This window comes from Micromonospora sp. NPDC048898, assembly GCF_043198035.1.
Classification (GTDB): Bacteria; Actinomycetota; Actinomycetes; order Mycobacteriales; family Micromonosporaceae; genus Micromonospora.
In genome coordinates this window covers 1-17,017 of sequence record NZ_JBICUF010000007.1, presented here as the reverse complement: position 1 = coordinate 17,017, position 17,017 = coordinate 1, and the positions used below count along the sequence as shown (strand labels likewise).

General features: G+C 71.5%; 18 protein-coding genes and 1 rRNA gene. 13 read left to right on the top strand and 6 right to left on the bottom strand.

From position 1 onward, the window contains the following. Positions 1–44: 44 nt before the first annotated feature. The 3 genes from ACGFIQ_RS19765 (at position 45) to argH (ending at position 3,297) form a co-directional block, all read left to right on the top strand. Positions 45–560, top strand: coding sequence for an arginine repressor (locus ACGFIQ_RS19765; protein WP_357069404.1), 516 nt, complete (start codon positions 45–47; stop codon positions 558–560). Continuing rightward, positions 557–1,768: an argininosuccinate synthase gene (locus ACGFIQ_RS19760; protein WP_393245505.1), complete on the top strand. Its 1,212-nt coding sequence runs from the start codon at positions 557–559 to the stop codon at positions 1,766–1,768. The genes ACGFIQ_RS19765 and ACGFIQ_RS19760 overlap by 4 nt, the downstream gene beginning before the upstream one ends. 65 nt (positions 1,769–1,833) lie before the next feature. Further along, positions 1,834–3,297, top strand: a complete 1,464-nt coding sequence (gene argH / locus ACGFIQ_RS19755) for an argininosuccinate lyase (RefSeq protein ID WP_393245503.1) — start codon at positions 1,834–1,836, stop codon at positions 3,295–3,297. 46 nt (positions 3,298–3,343) lie between these two features. Here the strand turns inward: argH and ACGFIQ_RS19750 are convergent, their stop codons facing one another. The 3 genes from ACGFIQ_RS19750 to ACGFIQ_RS19740 all read right to left on the bottom strand — a co-directional run bounded on the left by ACGFIQ_RS19750 (position 3,344) and on the right by ACGFIQ_RS19740 (position 5,040). Continuing rightward, the gene (locus ACGFIQ_RS19750) at positions 3,344–3,697 is read right to left on the bottom strand and encodes an MmcQ/YjbR family DNA-binding protein (protein ID WP_393245501.1); all 354 of its coding nucleotides are present in this window, start codon (positions 3,695–3,697) and stop codon (positions 3,344–3,346) included. A gap of 374 nt (positions 3,698–4,071) precedes the next feature. Further along, positions 4,072–4,497 (bottom strand): DNA-binding protein, encoded by a 426-nt coding sequence (locus ACGFIQ_RS19745; protein ID WP_393245499.1) that lies wholly within the window; start codon positions 4,495–4,497, stop codon positions 4,072–4,074. 87 nt (positions 4,498–4,584) lie between these two features. Continuing rightward, positions 4,585–5,040: a hypothetical protein gene (locus ACGFIQ_RS19740; protein ID WP_393245497.1), complete on the bottom strand. Its 456-nt coding sequence runs from the start codon at positions 5,038–5,040 to the stop codon at positions 4,585–4,587. A gap of 176 nt (positions 5,041–5,216) precedes the next feature. On the opposite strand from ACGFIQ_RS19740, the gene ACGFIQ_RS19735 reads away from it, so the two are divergent. The 5 genes from ACGFIQ_RS19735 (at position 5,217) to ACGFIQ_RS19715 (ending at position 9,240) form a co-directional block, all read left to right on the top strand. After that, positions 5,217–5,858: a DNA-3-methyladenine glycosylase gene (locus ACGFIQ_RS19735; protein WP_393245495.1), complete on the top strand. Its 642-nt coding sequence runs from the start codon at positions 5,217–5,219 to the stop codon at positions 5,856–5,858. 84 nt (positions 5,859–5,942) lie between these two features. After that, the gene (locus ACGFIQ_RS19730; RefSeq protein WP_393245493.1) at positions 5,943–7,028 is read left to right on the top strand and encodes an exo-alpha-sialidase; all 1,086 of its coding nucleotides are present in this window, start codon (positions 5,943–5,945) and stop codon (positions 7,026–7,028) included. A 2-nt stretch (positions 7,029–7,030) separates the two neighbouring features. Then, the gene (locus ACGFIQ_RS19725) at positions 7,031–7,306 is read left to right on the top strand and encodes a ubiquitin-like small modifier protein 1 (protein ID WP_393245491.1); all 276 of its coding nucleotides are present in this window, start codon (positions 7,031–7,033) and stop codon (positions 7,304–7,306) included. Positions 7,307–7,465: 159 nt separating this feature from the next. Next, the gene (locus tag ACGFIQ_RS19720) at positions 7,466–8,608 is read left to right on the top strand and encodes an LLM class flavin-dependent oxidoreductase (protein ID WP_393245489.1); all 1,143 of its coding nucleotides are present in this window, start codon (positions 7,466–7,468) and stop codon (positions 8,606–8,608) included. Further along, positions 8,605–9,240 carry an FMN reductase gene (locus ACGFIQ_RS19715; protein ID WP_393245487.1) on the top strand — a complete coding sequence of 212 codons (636 nt, stop codon included), beginning with the start codon at positions 8,605–8,607 and terminating at the stop codon, positions 9,238–9,240. Before ACGFIQ_RS19720 ends, ACGFIQ_RS19715 begins: the two co-directional genes overlap by 4 nt. On the opposite strand, the gene ACGFIQ_RS19710 is transcribed toward ACGFIQ_RS19715, so the two are convergent. After that, positions 9,233–10,111: a universal stress protein gene (locus ACGFIQ_RS19710; RefSeq protein ID WP_393245485.1), complete on the bottom strand. Its 879-nt coding sequence runs from the start codon at positions 10,109–10,111 to the stop codon at positions 9,233–9,235. The two genes, ACGFIQ_RS19715 and ACGFIQ_RS19710, sit on opposite strands and share 8 nt — an antisense overlap. Positions 10,112–10,305: 194 nt before the next feature. Continuing rightward, entirely contained in the window at positions 10,306–11,421 is a 1,116-nt protein-coding gene (locus ACGFIQ_RS19705; RefSeq protein WP_393245483.1) for a MerR family transcriptional regulator, read from the bottom strand. A gap of 145 nt (positions 11,422–11,566) precedes the next feature. Here ACGFIQ_RS19705 and ACGFIQ_RS19700 point away from each other — a divergent pair, with 145 nt between their 5' ends. The 3 genes from ACGFIQ_RS19700 (at position 11,567) to ACGFIQ_RS19690 (ending at position 14,297) form a co-directional block, all read left to right on the top strand. Beyond that, a complete protein-coding gene (locus ACGFIQ_RS19700; protein WP_393245481.1) occupies positions 11,567–12,067 on the top strand; it encodes a GNAT family N-acetyltransferase in 501 nt (166 codons plus the stop codon). A 9-nt stretch (positions 12,068–12,076) separates the two neighbouring features. Continuing rightward, positions 12,077–12,718, top strand: a complete 642-nt coding sequence (locus ACGFIQ_RS19695; protein ID WP_393245479.1) for a hypothetical protein — start codon at positions 12,077–12,079, stop codon at positions 12,716–12,718. Positions 12,719–12,965: 247 nt separating this feature from the next. Beyond that, entirely contained in the window at positions 12,966–14,297 is a 1,332-nt protein-coding gene (locus ACGFIQ_RS19690) for a hemolysin family protein (RefSeq protein ID WP_393245477.1), read from the top strand. A 19-nt stretch (positions 14,298–14,316) separates the two neighbouring features. Here ACGFIQ_RS19690 and ACGFIQ_RS19685 read toward each other — a convergent pair whose 3' ends face one another. Further along, positions 14,317–14,700 carry a PaaI family thioesterase gene (locus ACGFIQ_RS19685; protein WP_393245997.1) on the bottom strand — a complete coding sequence of 128 codons (384 nt, stop codon included), beginning with the start codon at positions 14,698–14,700 and terminating at the stop codon, positions 14,317–14,319. Between the two features lie 106 nt (positions 14,701–14,806). Here ACGFIQ_RS19685 and tyrS point away from each other — a divergent pair, with 106 nt between their 5' ends. Next, positions 14,807–16,099: a tyrosine--tRNA ligase gene (gene tyrS, locus ACGFIQ_RS19680; protein WP_393245995.1), complete on the top strand. Its 1,293-nt coding sequence runs from the start codon at positions 14,807–14,809 to the stop codon at positions 16,097–16,099. A gap of 643 nt (positions 16,100–16,742) precedes the next feature. After that, positions 16,743–17,017: ribosomal RNA gene (locus ACGFIQ_RS19675) — 16S ribosomal RNA — on the top strand; the annotation flags it as partial.

Here is a 17,017-nt window from a genome sequence, read left to right as displayed (position 1 = left end):
ACCGCCGCCGCCGCGGCCAAGGTCCCCGCGACCGGGGAGTCCCGATGACCGGGCCGCTGACCCGGGCGGCCCGGCACGCCCGGATCGTGGAGCTGATCCGGGAGAAGGCGATCCGGTCGCAGACCGAGCTGGCCGACCTGCTCGCCGCCGACGGCGTCGTCGTCACCCAGGCCACCCTCTCGCGGGACCTGGAAGAGTTGGGCGCGGTCAAGGTGCGCGGCGGTGACGGGCCTGCCGTCTACCTGATCCCGGAGGACGGCCAGCGACCGTTGCGCGACGCCGAGGCCGCGCCGGCTCGGCTGGTGCGGTTGCTGCGCGAACTGCTCAACGGGGTCGACTCCAGCGGCAACATCGCCGTGCTGCGTACTCCGCCGGGCGCGGCCCAGTACCTGGCCAGTGCGTTGGACCGAGCGGGCCTGCCGGAGATCGTCGGCACCATCGCCGGTGACGACACCATTCTCGTGGTGGCCCGCGAGGCCGTCGGCGGGGCCGCGCTCGGTGACAAGCTCGCCGGTTGGGCCGGCCGGGACGACCACGCTGAAGGGACCACCACGCCATGACCGAGCGGGTCGTGCTCGCGTACTCCGGAGGGTTGGACACCTCCGTCGCCATTCCGTACCTGGCCGAACAGACCGGCGCCGAGGTGATCGCGGTCGCGGTCGACGTCGGGCAGGGCGGCGAGGACCTGGACGCGATCCGCCAGCGTGCCCTGGACTGCGGCGCCGCCGAGGCCGAGGTCGTCGACGCGCGCGACGAGTTCGCCGCCGACTACTGCCTGCCGGCCATCCGGGCCAACGCCCTCTACATGGACCGTTACCCGCTGGTGTCGGCGCTGTCCCGGCCGCTGATCGTCAAGCACCTGGTGGCGGCGGCGCGTACGCACGGCGGCACGATCGTGTCGCACGGCTGCACCGGCAAGGGCAACGACCAGGTGCGGTTCGAGGTGGGGCTGAACGCGCTCGCTCCCGACCTGAAGATCATCGCGCCGGCCCGGGACTTCGCCTGGACGCGGGACAAGGCGATCGCCTTCGCCGAGGAGAAGGGGCTGCCGATCGACGTGTCGGCGAAGTCGCCCTACTCGATCGACCAGAACCTGTGGGGTCGCGCGGTGGAGACCGGCTTCCTGGAGGACATCTGGAACGCCCCGGTCGAGGGCCTGTACTCGTACACTGCCGACCCGGCGCAGGAGCGCGACGCCGACGAGGTCGTGCTCACCTTCGACGGCGGCGTGCCGGTGGCGATCGACGGTGAGACGGTCACCCCGTACCAGGCGATCCTGGAGCTGAACCGACGCGCCGGCGCCCAGGGCGTGGGCCGGCTCGACATGGTCGAGGACCGCCTGGTCGGCATCAAGAGCCGCGAGGTGTACGAGGCGCCCGGCGCGATCGCGCTGATCACCGCCCACCAGGAGTTGGAGGCGGTGACCGTGGAGCGGGACCTGGCCCGGTTCAAGAAGGGTGTGGACCAGCGCTGGGGTGAGCTGGTCTACGACGGCCTGTGGTTCTCGCCGTTGAAGGACTCGCTGGACGCGTTCATCGACGACGCACAGCGGCACGTGAGCGGCGAGGTGCGGATGATCCTGCACGGCGGCCGGGCCACGGTGACCGGCCGGCGCTCCGAGGCGAGCCTCTACGACTTCGGGATGGCCACCTACGACACCGGCGACACCTTCGACCAGTCTCTGGCGAAGGGTTTCGTGCGGCTGTGGGGTCTGCCGAGCCGGATGGCCGCCGCGCGGGACGCCCGGCTGGGCGGTGCCGGACGGTGACACGTGCGAGCGCGAACGCAGTGAGTGAGCCCCGCAGTCGCGAGGGAGAGACGAGCAGAGCAATGATGGGCGACGTGGACGACAAGAGCCTGACCGAGAACAGCGCAGCCACCAACCGGACGAGCCTGTGGGGTGGCCGGTTCGCGGGCGGCCCCGCCGAGGCGCTCGCCCGACTGTCGGTGAGCGTGCAGTTCGACTGGCGCCTGGCCCCGTACGACATTGCCGGTTCCCGGGCGCACGCCCGGGTCCTGGCCGGCGCCGGACTGCTCGACCCCGAGGAGTTGGGTCGGATCCTGGCGGCCCTGGACGACCTGGAGGCGGCGTGCGCCTCGGGGGCGTTCCGCCCCACCATCGACGACGAGGACGTGCACACCGCGCTGGAGCGCGGGCTGCTGGAGCGCCTCGGCAGCCTCGGTGGCAAGCTGCGCGCCGGCCGGTCCCGCAACGACCAGGTCGCCACCGACCTGCGGCTCTACCTGCGCGACCACGCCCGGGGCGTGGCGAGCCGGCTCGTCGAGCTGGCCGAGGCGCTGGTCGAGCAGGCCGAGCGGCACATCGACACGGCCGCACCCGGCATGACGCACCTTCAGCACGCCCAGCCGGTCACGTTCGGGCACTGGCTGCTCGCCCACGTGCAGCCGCTGCTGCGGGACCTGGAGCGGTTGCGCGACTGGGACCACCGGGCGGCGATCAGCCCGCTCGGCGCGGGTGCCCTCGCTGGTTCGGGGCTTCCGCTGGATCCGGTGGCGGTGGCCAAGGAGCTGGGCTTCCGGACGTCGTTCGCCAACTCGATGGACGCCGTCGCCGACCGGGACTTCGTCGCCGAGTTCCTGTTCACCACCGCCCTGATCGGGGTGCACCTGTCCCGGCTCGGTGAGGAGGTCGTGCTCTGGACCTCGCACGAGTTCGGCTGGGTGGAGCTGGACGACTCGTTCGCCACCGGGTCGTCGATCATGCCGCAGAAGAAGAACGCGGACATCGCCGAGCTTGCCCGCGGCAAGTCCGGCCGGCTGGTCGGTGGCCTGGTGACGGTGCTCACCATGCTCAAGGGCCTGCCGATGACCTACGACCGGGACATGCAGGAGGACAAGGAGCCGGCGTTCGACGCCGTCGACACGCTGGAGCTGCTGCTCCCGGCCCTGGCGGGGATGATCTCCACGATGACGGTGCGGGTGGACCGCCTCGTCGCCGCCGCGCCGGTCGGCTTCTCCCTGGCCACCGAGGTCGCCGACTGGCTGGTCCGGCGCAACGTGCCCTTCCGGGACGCGCACGAGATCACCGGCCGGCTGGTGGCGCTCTGCGCGGCCCGGGAATGCGAGCTGGAGGACGTCTCCGACGACGACCTGACCGCGATCAGCGAGCACCTCGACCCGTCGGTGCGCGACGTGCTCTCGGTCCGTTCGGCCCTGGCGGCCCGGACCACCCCCGGCTCCACCGGCCCGGGCCCGGTGGCCGACCAGCTCGCCACCGCCGCGGACCGGCTGGCCACCTGGCGGGAGTGGTCCGCCGAGCGGGTCGTCCCGCGTTAGAGGGCGTGTCGTGGCGTCGGTGCGTGCCGCCGGCGCCACGGCCGGTTCAGGCCGTCGGGCGCTCCCGCTTCGGGAGCTTGGCCACCACCATGTCGTACGACGCGTCGACCGCCTCGGTCAACTCCTCGTCGTCGATCCCGCCGCCCAGGCGCAGCGTGTTCCACCCGGACCTACCGATGTAGGCCATCACCCGGGCGTCGTCGGGGTGCCGGTGCAGCCACTCGTCGGCCACCTCCCGGGTCGGCCCGCACTTGATGCCGACGGTCGGGTCGCCCCCACCGTCGCCGAGGAACGCGAAGATCCGGCTGCCGACCTTCACCACCTCGTCGCCCTCCCACGGCCGGTCCAGCCATGCCCCCGGCTTGGCCAGGCAGTACGCCAGCATCTCCGCGCGCTCCATGGGTGCCTCCTCGTCGTGCGCACAGTGTGCCCGCCAAATCGCCGTCGCACGCGCGCCGTGCCGATCCCGCCCGGCCCGCCTCGCTCTGGCCCCGCCCTCGCCCGCGCCGGTCCAGCCCCGACCCTTCCCGGCCCGCCCCGATCTGGCCCCGCCCGCCCCGATCTGGCCCCGCCCGCCCCGATCTGGCCCCGCCCGCCCCGATCTGGCCCCGCCCCCGCGCCGCGCCGCGCCGCGCCGCCCCGCCCCGCCCCGCCCCGCAAGATCGTGCTCGATCCAGGATCTAGTGGCCTCAACCGCGGCAGAGGCCACTACTTCCGTGTTCGAGCGCGACCTTGCACGGACCAGCGCGATCTTGACGCGGTCGGGCGCGGCCGTCAGGCACTCTGCTCGGCCGAGCGGGCGGCGACCCGCTCGTAGCGCTGCCGGGCCGCCTGCGCGCTGCCCAGGCCCAGTCCGTACGCGATCGCCTGCCAGGTCAGCCCCCGGTCGCGGGCCAGCGTCAACAGTCCGGCCTCTAGGGCGTCCAGCTCGGCGCGGACGTGCGGCAGCAGGGTCAGCGCGGCGGTGAGGTCGGCGGCGTCGATCGGCTCCTCGGCCGGCTCCCGCTCGGCTCCGCCGGCGGCCAGCGCGGTGACCAGGGCGACCGCCTCCCACGGGTCGAGCACGTACGGGTGGGCCCAGCGCCCGCGCTGGGTGCCGGTGCCGGCGTGGCGCTCGCTGATGCGTTGCAGGGCCTCGTGGGTGCGGTGGGCGCGGGCGCGGGACGGGTCCGGCGCCGTGAACAGGTCGTCCGTCGTCATGCCCCGATCCCAGTCTATCAACGAACGCTTGTCAACAAGATATTGAAAGCGGGGCGGTGCGGTCGTGCCGCGCCGCCCCGCCACGGCTCAGAGCGACAACTCGAAGCGGTGCTCGTCGGTGAGGGAGTTGCACAATGCGTCGCAGGAGCTGCCGGTCACCACGCCGAACGCCACGCCGGGGGCGAACGGGCGCTCCGTCGCGGTCACGGCGATCCGAACCTTCTGCGTGGTCGCGTCGCAGACCACCTTCCGAATGGTCGTGCCGGTCCGCATCGTGTCCCCGATCGCCTGGGCGACCTTGACGGTCAGGTCGACCGAGGTGCGCTGCGAGCAGGTCAGGGTGATCGGGACGAAGACCGCCGCGCCGCTGGCGTCGATCTTGCCGGTGCCGCTGAGCGCGACCGCGGTCAGCAGGGCGCCGTCGACCGCGGCACCCGCCCTCAGCGGGGCGTTGGCACCGGCCGACGGGGCGAGAGCAAGCGTGGCGCCCGCCGCGGCCAGGACGATGGCGATGAGAGGGCGACGGATTCTGCGTACGTTCATGGTGGTTCCTCTCCGGATGCGCCGTCGCGCCCTGCGACGACACTCGTTACACCCGCCGGTCGCGGGGCGGGTTTCCGCGGGTGGATGACGAACGAATGAACACCGGAGGGCTTCCGGGTGCCCGGCCGGACCCGGCGGCGGGATGATCAGGCGGAATGCTGGGTACCGTCGGGGGCATGGATCTCGTGTCGGACGACCGCTCCGCCGACGCCGACCTGGCGACGCTGGCGGACCTGCTCGCCGGTCCACTGCTGCCAGCGGCGCGTGGGCTGCTGGGCTGCCGGCTGCACGCCGGCGGGGTCACCGTGCGGATCACCGAGGTCGAGGCGTACGCCGGCAGCGGCGGCGATCCCGCCTCGCACGCCCATCGGGGTCCTACCCCACGCAACGCCGTGATGTTCGGCCCCGCCGGGCACGCCTACGTCTACTTCACCTACGGGATGCACTGGTGCGTCAACGTGGTCACCGGGGTCGAGGGCGAGGCCTCCGCCGTGCTGCTGCGCGCCGGGGAGGTTGTCGACGGGCTGGTCACGGCACGGGAGCGCCGGCCGGCCATCCGGCGAGACGTGGACCTGGCCCGCGGACCCGCCCGGCTCTGCTCCGCGCTCGGCATCGACCGCGAGGCGTACGGGGCGTACCTGCTGGGTGACGGCCCGGTCCGCCTGCGCCCCCCGGCCCGGCCGGTGCCGCCCGAGACGGTGGTGGCGGGTCCCCGGGTCGGCGTGACCGGCGCGCACGACCTGCCCTGGAGGTTCTGGATCGACGGCGACCCCACGGTCAGCGCCTACCGCCGGCACGTGCCCCGCACCCGGCGCTGACCTGGCGGGCGGGTGTCCCGGGAACGTGTCGGGGGGTGTGGCCATAATCACCCTGACCTGCTCACCGACGGTTCGGAGGACGGCATGGCGACACTGCTCGCGATCGGCACGGCCAAGGGGTTGTTTCTCGCCACCAGCACCGACGACCGGCGAAGTTGGGAGATCACCGGCCCGCACTTCCCGATGACCGGTGTCTACGCGGTCGCGGTCGACACCCGTCCTGCCGCCCCCCGGTTGCTCGCCGCGATGACCAGCTCACACTTCGGGCCCAGCGTCGCCACGAGCGACGACCTCGGCGCCTCCTGGGACGAGCCGGACCAGGCGCCTGTCGCGTTTCCGGCCGACACCGAGGTCGCCCTTGAGCGGGTCTGGCAGTTGAGGCCGGCCGGCCCCGACCAGCCGGACGTCGTCTGGGCCGGCACCGAGCCGTCCGCGCTGTTCAGGTCCACTGACGGTGGCCGCAGCTTCGCGCTGGTCCGCTCCCTCTGGGACCACCCGCACCGCCCGCAGTGGGAGGCCGGCTTCGGCGGCCAGGCCGTGCACACCGTGCTGCCGCACCCGCGTGACCCGGCCCGGCTGCTCGTCGCCATGTCCACCGGCGGCGTCTACCGCTCGGAGGACGCCGGCGCGAGCTGGGCGCCGGGCAACACCGGCATCCGCGCCATCCACATGCCCGACGAGTGGCCGGAGTTCGGCCAGTGTGTGCACAAGGTCGCCCGGGACGGCGCCAACCCCGAGCGGCTGTACGCGCAGAACCACCACGGCGTCTACCGTTCCGACGACGACGGCCGCACCTGGTCCTCGATCGCCGACGGGCTGCCCAGCGACTTCGGCTTCCCGATGGTGACCCACCCGGGGCGGGGCGGCACGGTGTGGACCTTCCCGCTGGTGGCCGACGGCGAGCGGTTCCCGACCGACCACCGGTGCCGGGTGTTCCGCTCCGTCGACGCCGGTGGCAAGTGGGAGCCGCTGTCGGTGGGGCTGCCCGAGGGGCCGTTCTATCCGGCGGTGTTGCGCGACGCGATGTGCGCCGACGACTCCACCCCCGGTGGGGTTTACTTCGGCACCCGCTCCGGCTCGGTCTTCGCCAGCCGCGACGAGGGCGACTCCTGGTCCCTGGTGGCGGCACACCTGCCGGACGTGCTCTGCGTTCGGGCCGCGGCGGTCTGAGCGTGGTCACGGTGCTGTTGCCCGGCCCGCTGCGCGGGGAGGCCGGCGGTGCCAGTCGGCTCAGCGTCACCGCCGCCGGGACGCTGCGGGCAGTCCTCGACGAGGTGGCCGTCGCGCATCCGCGGCTGGCCCGGCGCATCCGCGACGAGCGCGGCGAGTTGCGCCGCTACGTCAACGTCTACGTCGATGGTGCGGACTGCCGCCATTCGGGCGGGCTGGCCACACCTGTCGACGAGGGCGCCGAGGTGCAGGTGCTCCCCTCGGTGGCCGGCGGCTGAGCCGGCGGTAAGGTCCGTCAACGGCACCCATGTCCGTTATCGGGCGTGACCCGTGCCACCCCGAGCCGTGCCGCCGACGGAATAGTTGCGTCGTCAAATAAGTTGAGAGCTGCGTCCGGGTACCACGGCGGCACCCGGTTGACACGCGAGGAGCTGGTCATGCAGTTCGGGATCTTCACCGTCGGCGACGTCACCGTCGATCCGACCACCGGTCGGGAGCCGACCGAGCATGAGCGGATCAAGGCGATGGTCGCGATCGCGTTGAAGGCCGAGGAGGTCGGCCTGGACGTCTTCGCCACCGGTGAGCACCACAACCCGCCGTTCGTGCCGTCGTCACCGACCACCATGCTCGGCCACATCGCGGCCCGCACCGAGCGGCTGCTGCTGTCCACCGCGACCACGCTGATCACCACGAACGACCCGGTGAAGATCGCCGAGGACTACGCGATGCTCCAGCACCTGTCCGACGGCCGGGTGGACCTGATGATGGGCCGCGGCAACACCGGCCCGGTCTACCCGTGGTTCGGCAAGGACATCCGCGCCGGCATCCCCCTCGCGATCGAGAACTACGACCTGCTGCACCGGCTGTGGCGTGAGGACGTGGTCGACTGGAAGGGCAAGCACCGCACCCCGTTGCAGTCGTTCACCTCGACGCCGCGCCCGCTCGACGGCGTGCCGCCGTTCGTCTGGCACGGCTCGATCCGCAGCCCGGAGATCGCCGAGCAGGCCGCCTACTACGGCGACGGCTTCTTCGCCAACCACATCTTCTGGCCCAAGGAGCACACCCAGCGGATGGTCGGGCTCTACCGCCAGCGGTACGCGCACTACGGCCACGGCACCGCCGACCAGGCCATCGTCGGCCTCGGCGGGCAGGTGTTCATGCGGCGCAACTCGCAGGACGCGGTCCGGGAGTTCCGGCCGTACTTCGACAACGCCCCGGTCTACGGGCACGGGCCGTCGCTGGAGGATTTCACCCGGGAGACGCCGCTGACCGTGGGCAGCCCGCAGCAGGTCATCGACCGCACGCTGGGCTTCCGCGAGTACGTCGGCGACTACCAGCGGCAGCTGTTCCTGATGGACCACGCGGGTCTGCCGCTGAAGACCGTGCTGGAGCAGCTCGACCTGCTCGGCGAGGAGGTCGTGCCGGTGCTGCGCAAGGAGTTCGAGTCGCTGCGACCCGCACACGTGCCGGACGCGCCGACCCACTCGTCCCTGGTCGCCGCCGCGGGCGGCGGCAAGGACAGCACCGTGCACGCCGTCGACGACGTGACGGGCAAGGCTCCGGAGGGGGCGACCCGATGACCCGCCGCACCCTGGCCGTGGTCTCGGCGGGGCTGAGTCAGCCCTCGTCGACCCGGTTGCTCGCCGACCAGCTCGCCGCGGCCACCCGCGACGAGTTGGTCCGGCGCGGCTCCGAGGTGGAGCTGCACGTCGTCGACCTGCGGGAGTATGCCCACGACGTGGTGAACAACCTGCTCACCGGGTTCCCGCCGGCGGCGCTGCGCGAGGTCGTCGACACGGTGACCGGAGCGGACGGGCTCATCGCCGTCACCCCGATCTTCAGTGCCTCGTACAACGGGCTGTTCAAGTCGTTCTTCGACGTGTTGGATTCCGCGTCGCTCGTCGACCGGCCGGTGCTGATCGGGGCCACCGGCGGCACCGCGCGCCACTCGCTGGCACTGGAGCACGCCGTCCGCCCGATGTTCGCGTACCTCCGGGCGGTGGTGGTCCCGACCGCCGTCTTCGCCGCACCGGAGGACTGGTCGGACGGCACGGCCGACGGCGCGTTGCGCGGCCGGATCCGACGCGCGGCCGGTGAGCTGGCCGACCAGGTGGAACGCCGGCCGCCGGCGAGCGGCCCGGCCGACCCGTTCGCCCTCACCACCGACTTCCTGCACCTGCTCGACCGATCCGACGGCCCGTCGATCAGCTGAGCGGGTGGGCGACCAGCACCGGGCAGTGCGCGTGCTGGATCGCCGCCTGGCTGACCGAGCCGAGCAGCAGGCCCGCGAATCCGGCCCGGCCCCGGGTGCCCACGACCAGCAGTGACCCCGTGCCACTGGCCTCGATGAGCCCCTGGGCCGGGCCGGCCGCCCGGACCGGATGCTCCCGCACCACCAGGTCGGGGTGCTCGGCGCGCACGCTGGCGGACGCGTCGGCCAGCAGCCGTACCGCCTCGGCCCGGTACGCGGCCTGCGACTTGTCGATCTCCTCCAGCGCCGCCCGGTCCGCCGCCGGCGGATCGACGTGCACCAGCACCAGCGGTACGCCCCGCCGCGCCGCCTCGTCGGCGCCGTATTCCGTGGCCAGCCGGGCCGACTCGGAGCCGTCGACGCCGACCAGCACCGGAGCGTCCACCGGGATCGGCTGCTCGTCCGGGCGGACCACCAGCACCGGGCAGTGCGCGTGCGCGGCGACCTGCGTGCCGACCGAGCCGAGCAGCAACCCGGCGACCCCGCCCAGCCCTCGACTGCCCACCACGACCAGCTCGGCCTGACGGGACTCCTCGACAAGCGTGATCCCGGGGCCGCCGGCGACCTGGCGTACGTCGACGACCAGGCCGGGCCACCGGTCGGTCAGGTCGGCCGCCGTGGTCTCCAACATCCGCTGCGCCTCCTCGGAGGGCACCGGCACCCCGATGTCGTACGGATTGAGCGGCACACCGTAGCCGAGTGGGTGCAGGTAGCCGTGCAGCAGCAGGAGCGGCCGGGACCGCAGCAGTGCGGCGCGGGCCGCGTGCTCCGCGGCGACGAGGCTGGACGGCGAACCGTCCACACCCACCACGACCTGTCGATTCATCGGCACTCCCCGGGTCGCTCTCTTGCCTCAGAGTCATCTTGCTGCAACCGCCGCCTGTTCGATCAGATGCGATCACGCGCTGGTTGGCAGGCGCTGGATGGGCGGTTCGCTGAAACGGGTAACTGTCGCGTACGGAATCGGGTGACGTGCCAGCGCCGAAGCGACCCGTTGCCCTCAGCGGGGTTCTCGCGCACAGCGGATCAGGCAACGAGCAGGCGGAGGCCGAGCTCTGCCGTGTCGAGGGCGACGAGATCGCGGTTGCGCTCGGCCCACCGGCCTGAGGAGAGGTCCTCGCGAAGTGTGCTGACTGCCCGTTGCTCAGCCTGCGGTCCGACTCTGGTCCATACCGAGACCGCGCGGCGTACGTGTTCGTCCAGGTACGCCTCAGGCCGGCGCCAGTGTGCCTCGAAGAAGCCGTCATCGCAGTCCCACGGAACGAGCACCGGCTCCGCGCGTCCTCCGATCGCACGGGTCAGGTCCGCCAGGGACGGCCAGCCGACGAGGAGGTCTGCGAACTCGGGCAGATAGTCGCGGGTGAGCCAAAACCGCTGACGCCAACCGGTGTCGTCGGCGTCGTACGTGAACACCACCACGCGACGGGCCACACGCTTCATCTCACGCAGTCCGGCGACCGGGTCCGGCCAGTGATGGACGGTGCTGACCGCCATCGCGGCGTCGAAGGACTGGTCCTCGAACGGCAGACTCTCCGCACGGGCGGCCACGCACCGCGCCGCGCCCGGGGGACGCTGCGCCCGCATGACCGCCGACGGTTCCACCGCTGTGACGTCACGGTCGGGGGGTTCGTAGGAGCCGGTTCCGGCCCCGACGTTCAGTACCGTTCGTGCGTCCCCCAGCGCATCCCAGATGCGCGCGGCGATCCGTGGCTCGGTGCGCCGCGTCGCTGGGTAGGCGGATCCGATGGCGTCGTACAACTGCGGGCCGAACATCTCCAGCTGCTCCTCTGGCGTCGTCCTGATCCCCATCGCTCGTGCCTCCAGTTCCCTGTCTATGGCCGTCACCATGGCAGCAGCGCGGTCGCGCTGGTCCATCAGCAGGCCGCGCAGCCGACACAGGTGCGCGACTGCGTCGGCGGCCGGATCGTCAACCAGATCCGCGATCTCCCGCAGTCCAAAGCCGAGCCGCCGGTAGGCGAGCACCTCCCGGAGTCGCTGCACGTCGTCCGCGGAGTAGGCCCGGTGCCCGGCCGCGGTCCGCGTGGACGGCTCCAGGAGGCCGATCTCGTCGTAGTGATGCAGTGTGCGGACACTGACGCCGGCCAACTCCGCCACACGCCCCACGGCCAGGTGCTGCTCCACGCCACCAACTATGTGACATGACGCCGCGTGAGGAGCAAGCGCTGCACTGCCGGTGGCCGCGTCGCGATGGCGGCCGTGGGCAACCGCGCCGCCCGGTCGGCCAGCCCAGCTCGGTGCTGTCACACCCGCTGCGTACCCTCGGCCGATGACCTCTGATCTGCGGTTGCGCCCGGTCCTGGAGGACGACCTCGTCGAGTTCTTCCTGTTCCAGCAGGATCCGGAGGCCAACCGGATGGCCGCCTTCGGCCCCAAGGACCCGTCCGACCGTCGGGAGTTCGCCCAGCACTGGGCCCGGGTGCTCACCAACCCGGCCAACCGGGTCCGCACCGTCGAGGTCGACGGCGAGGTGGTCGGTTACGTGAGCGCCTTCCCCGTCGAGGGCCAGACCGAGGTCAGCTACTGGATCGACCCGCAACGCTGGGGCCGGGGGCACGCCACCGCCGCCCTGGCCGCCCTGCTGCGCGAGGTGCCCCGGCCGGTGCACGCCCGCGCCGCCAAGGACAACGCCGCGTCCCTCGCGGTGCTGCGCAAGTGCGGGTTCGCGGTGGTCGGTGAGGACTCGGGGTACGCCAACGGTCGCGGCGAGGACGTCGAGGAGTGGCTGCTGGAGCTGCCCGCCGATGCCCCTGACCTGGGCGGGCACTAGTCTCGCGGGGTGAACTGGTTGGATCTCGTCGGCTGGGCCGGCTCCGCGGTGCTGGTCTGGTCGCTGCTGCAGTCACGCGTCCTGCGGCTGCGCGCGCTCAACCTCGTCGGCAGCGTCGTGCTGATCGGCTACAACGCCGCCATCGAGGTCTGGCCCATGGTCGGGCTCAACGTCGTGCTCGCCGCGATCAACGTCTGGTATCTGCGGGGGATGCTCGCCACTCGGCACGACGAGCAGACCTACCAGGTGGTGGAGGTCGGCGTCGGCGACCAGTTCCTCGCGCACACGCTGCGGGTGCACGCCGCCGACATCGCCCGGTTCAACCCCGGCTTCCGGTGGGACCCGGACGCGTCCGGCCGCTCCGCCTTCCTCGTGGTCCGGGCCGACGAGGTGGTGGGCGTGGTGCTGTCGCACGCCGAGGCGCGCGGCGTCGCCCAGATCGACCTGGACTACGTGACCCCCAGGTTCCGTGACTTCACCCCGGGCGAGTTCGTCTACCGGCGCAGTCACCTGTTCACCGAACGGGGCTTCCGCCAGGTGGTCAGCCCACCCCGGATGGTCGCCCCGTACTACCACCGGCTCGGCTTCCGCCCGGAGGGCGACTCGTACGTCCTCGACCTGCCGACGCCCGATCCGGCGCAGCGTCACTGACGCCCGATCCGGCACAGCGTCACTGACGCCCGATCCGGCGCAGCGTCACTGACGCCCGATCCGGCGCAGCGTCACTGACGCCCGATCCGGCGCAGCGTCACTGACGCCCGAGACGGCGTAGCCTCACCCGGGCAGGATTCGGCGGGCACCGGACGGGGCAATCACACGCCTACGCCGGGCGGGCTCGCCGACCGGCGGGCGCCGCGTGTACTGGCCGGTGCCACCATCATGAGGGAGCGAACCGGGCGTGCAGAGCTACGGGAGCCAACTGGCCCTGGTCGGGATCCTGGTCGTGATCAACGCGCTCTTCGCCGGCAGCGAGATGGCGTTGGTGTCGCTGCGGGACAGCCAGATCCAGCGGTTGGAGCGCACCAGCAGGGCCGGCCGGGTGCTGGCCCGCCTCGCCAAGGACCCGAACCGCTTCCTGGCCACCATCCAGATCGGCATCACCCTCGCCGGCTTCCTGGCCTCCGCCGCCGCGGCGGTCTCGCTGGCCAAGCCCCTCGTGCCGCTGCTCGGCGTGTTCGGGAGCGCCGCCGAGACGGTCGCCATCGTGGTGGTCACCCTCGCGCTGACCTTCGTCACCCTGGTCTTCGGCGAGCTGGCCCCCAAGCGGATCGCCATGCAGTCCGCCGAGCGGTGGGCGCTGCTGGTGGCCCGCCCACTCGACCTGCTCGCCACGTTCACCCGCCCGGCCGTCTGGGCGCTCGGCGCCACCAGCGACGTGGTGGTCCGACTGGCCGGGCTCAACCCGAAACACCAGCCGGAGGAGATCGGCCCGGACGAGCTGCGCGACATCGTCGCCGGCAACCACGGCTTCACCAAGGAGCAGCGCACCATCATCGCCGGCGCGGTGGAGATCGCCGACCGACGGTTGCGGGCTGTCCTCGTACCCCGGTTGCAGGTCTTCACGCTCGACAGCGGGACCACCGCGGAGGCCGCGCGGCTCGTGCTGGCCGCCACCGGGCACTCCCGCGCGCCGGTGGTGCGCCACGGCGGCCTGGACGACACGGCCGGGGTGATCCACCTGCGCGACCTGGTGGGGGTGCCCGACGACCGCCCGGTCGACGAGATCGCCCGCCCCCCGATGCTGCTGCCCGACTCGCTGCCCGTGGTGGACGCGCTGCGCCAGTTCAAGGCCGAACGCCAACACATCGCGCTCGTCGTGGACGAGCGCGGCGCCGTCGACGGCATCGTGACGCTGGAGGACATCCTGGAGGAGATCGTCGGTGAGATCTACGACGAGACCGACCGGGACGTGCGCTCGGTGCGCCGCGACCCGGACGGCGCGCTGCTGCTGCCCGGCACCTTCCCGGTGCACGACCTTCCGGACATCGGCGTCGAGCTGCCGTCGCGTCCGGACGGCGACTACACCACCGTCGCCGGGTTGGTGCTGGCCCGACTCGGGCACATCCCCACCGTCGCGGGGGAGGACGTCACCCTGGACGGCTGGGTCCTGGTGGTCGCCGGCATCGACCACCGTGCCATCACCGAGGTACGCGTCAGTCGCGTACCCGATGACACCGACGCGGACGCCGAGCTGACCGCGGAGCCGGTGCTGGACGAGGCCCGTAGCTGAACGGCCCGGGTGCCGCCGCTCAGTCGCGCGAGAGGTTCTGCAGTCGGACCTGACCGCGGGAGACCAGCCGCTGGTCGGCATCGGTGATCTCCACCTGCCAGAGCTGCTGGCTGCGGCCCCGGTGCACCGGGGTGCCGACTGCGGTCAACTCGCCCTCCCGCACGGCCCGCAGGAAATCGGTCTGGTTCGACACGCCGACCACCGTGCCCCGGTCGCCCAGCCAGAGGGAGCCGCCGACACTGGCGGCGGTCTCCACGACCGAGCAGTACACCCCACCGTGCTGGATGCCGAACGGCTGGTGCAGCTCCGGTCGGACCTGCCAGCTGATGACCACCCGGTCGGCGGATGCCTCTTCGAACTTCAGGCCGAGCAGGGCGACGAAACCACCCGTCAGATCCGGCATCTCCACGGCGAAATCCTCCTCGATCAACCGGGCGCAAGCCTAACCGGGGCGGGTTACGGCAAACCCGGTACGGGTCGGTGCCGGCGATGGGGGAGAATCGGTGACCGTGACCGACAGCAGCCCCCCGCCGTCCGGGCGGGACTCCCTGACCGACGACCTGCTCTGGCGTGGCCTCATCCAGGACTCGACAGGCCTCGACGAGCTGCGCGAGCTGCTCGACGGTGGGAGCGCCGCCACCTATTACGTCGGCTTCGATCCCACCGCCCCGAGCCTGCACGTCGGCAACCTCATGCAGGTCACCACGGCCCGCCGGCTGCAGCTCGCCGGCCACCGCCCGTTGCTGCTGGTGGGCGGGGCGACCGGGCAGATCGGTGACCCGAAGGAGAGCGCCGAACGCACGCTCAACCCGCCCGAGGTGATCGCCGGCTGGGTCGAGCGCATCCGCGACCAGCTCGCGCCCTTCGTGTCGTACACCGGGGACAACGCGGCGCGGCTGGTCAACAACCTGGACTGGACCGGCGAGATGTCGATCGTCGAGTTCCTCCGTGACGTGGGCAAGCACTTCCCGGTCAACAAGATGCTCGCGCGGGAGGTGGTGCGGGCCCGGCTGGAGACGGGCATCAGCTTCACCGAGTTCAGCTACCAGCTGCTCCAGGGCAACGACTTCTTCGAGCTGCACCGCCGACACGGCTGCCAGCTCCAGTTCGGTGGCTCCGACCAGTGGGGCAACATCACCGCGGGCGTCGACTACGTCCGTCGGCGAGGGGCGGGGCCGGTGCAGGCGTTCACCACGCCCCTGGTCACCAAGTCCGACGGCACGAAGTTCGGCAAGAGCGAGGGCGGCGCCGTCTGGCTCGACCCGACGATGACCAGCCCGTACGCCTTCTACCAGTTCTGGCTCAACGTCGAGGACCAGGAGGTCGACCGCTACCTGCGGTACTTCAGCTTCCGTACCCGCGACGAGTTGGAGGAGCTGGCGAAGGCGACGGCCGAGCGGCCGGCTGCCCGCCTGGCGCAACGGGCGCTCGCCGAGGAGCTGACCACCCTGGTGCACGGCGCCGAGGAGACCCGACAGGCGATCGCCGCCAGTCAGGCACTCTTCGGCCGTGGGTCGCTGGACGACCTTGCCCCGGAGACGCTGCGCGCGGCGTTGACCGAGGCCGGCCTGGTGCGTCTCACCGGCGAATTGCCGGATGTGGCGGGGCTGTTGCGGGACTCCGGGCTCGTCAATGGCCTCAAGGAGGCCCGCCGGGTGATCGCCGAGGGCGGCGCCTACGTCAACAACAACCGGGTGACCGAGGTGGACGCCGTGGTGTCGGCGACCGACCTGCTGCACGGGCGATACCTGGTGCTGCGTCGCGGCAAGCGCTCGTTCGCGGGCGTTGAGCTGGGCGAATAGTCGACTGTCGACGATGTGACGGGGGACGCGTTCGGCGGATTTGACGATCATCCCGCCGGACGCGTAACTTTCTCTCTGCCAGCGCGGAACGGACGAAACAGGCGAAAGCCTGAAACGGCCGGAGCGCGGGCCAACGGCCTCGGGGCCGGGCGGGCATGCCCACCGGATCCCGGACCGGGCGGTGCCACCAGAAACGCCGCGAGGCGGATTTGGTGCGGCGAAACCGACCGGGTATGGTTACGAACCGGCAGGGCACCGGGCGGGTCGCGGGAAATCGCGACGGCCGGCCTGCCGGAACCCGTGACGAGAGCGGCGCAAGCCGGTCGAGACATGGTGCCCGCATTACCGAATGAAGCACGACGAACCGCGAAACACCGGTTTGACACGGCGGAAACGAGCGGGTAACGTAGTAAGAGTGCCTGGCGCTGAAAGCGCCGGGGATGCAGAACGGAAAAGCCCCGGTTGGGGTTCCACTGAGGTGGGGCTTCTGGTCGGTGTGTGGTTGTTCTTTGAGAACTCAACAGGGTGCTTGTAAAGCCAGTGCCAATTATGATTTATACCCCGGACTGGTCAGTTTTTGCTGGCTGGTTGGGATTCCTTTGGCAACATTTGTTTGTTGTCAGGATGCTGTTCAACTAATTTTTTGTTGGAGAGTTTGATCCTGGCTCAGGACGAACGCTGGCGGCGTGCTTAACACATGCAAGTCGAGCGGAAAGGCCCTTCGGGGTACTCGAGCGGCGAACGGGTGAGTAACACGTGAGCAACCTGCCCCAAGCTTTGGGATAACCCTCGGAAACGGGGGCTAATACCGAATAGGACTGCTGGCCGCATGGCTGGTGGTGGAAAGTTTTTCGGCTTGGGATGGGCTCGCGGCCTATCAGCTTGTTGGTGGGGTGATGGCCTACCAAGGCGACGACG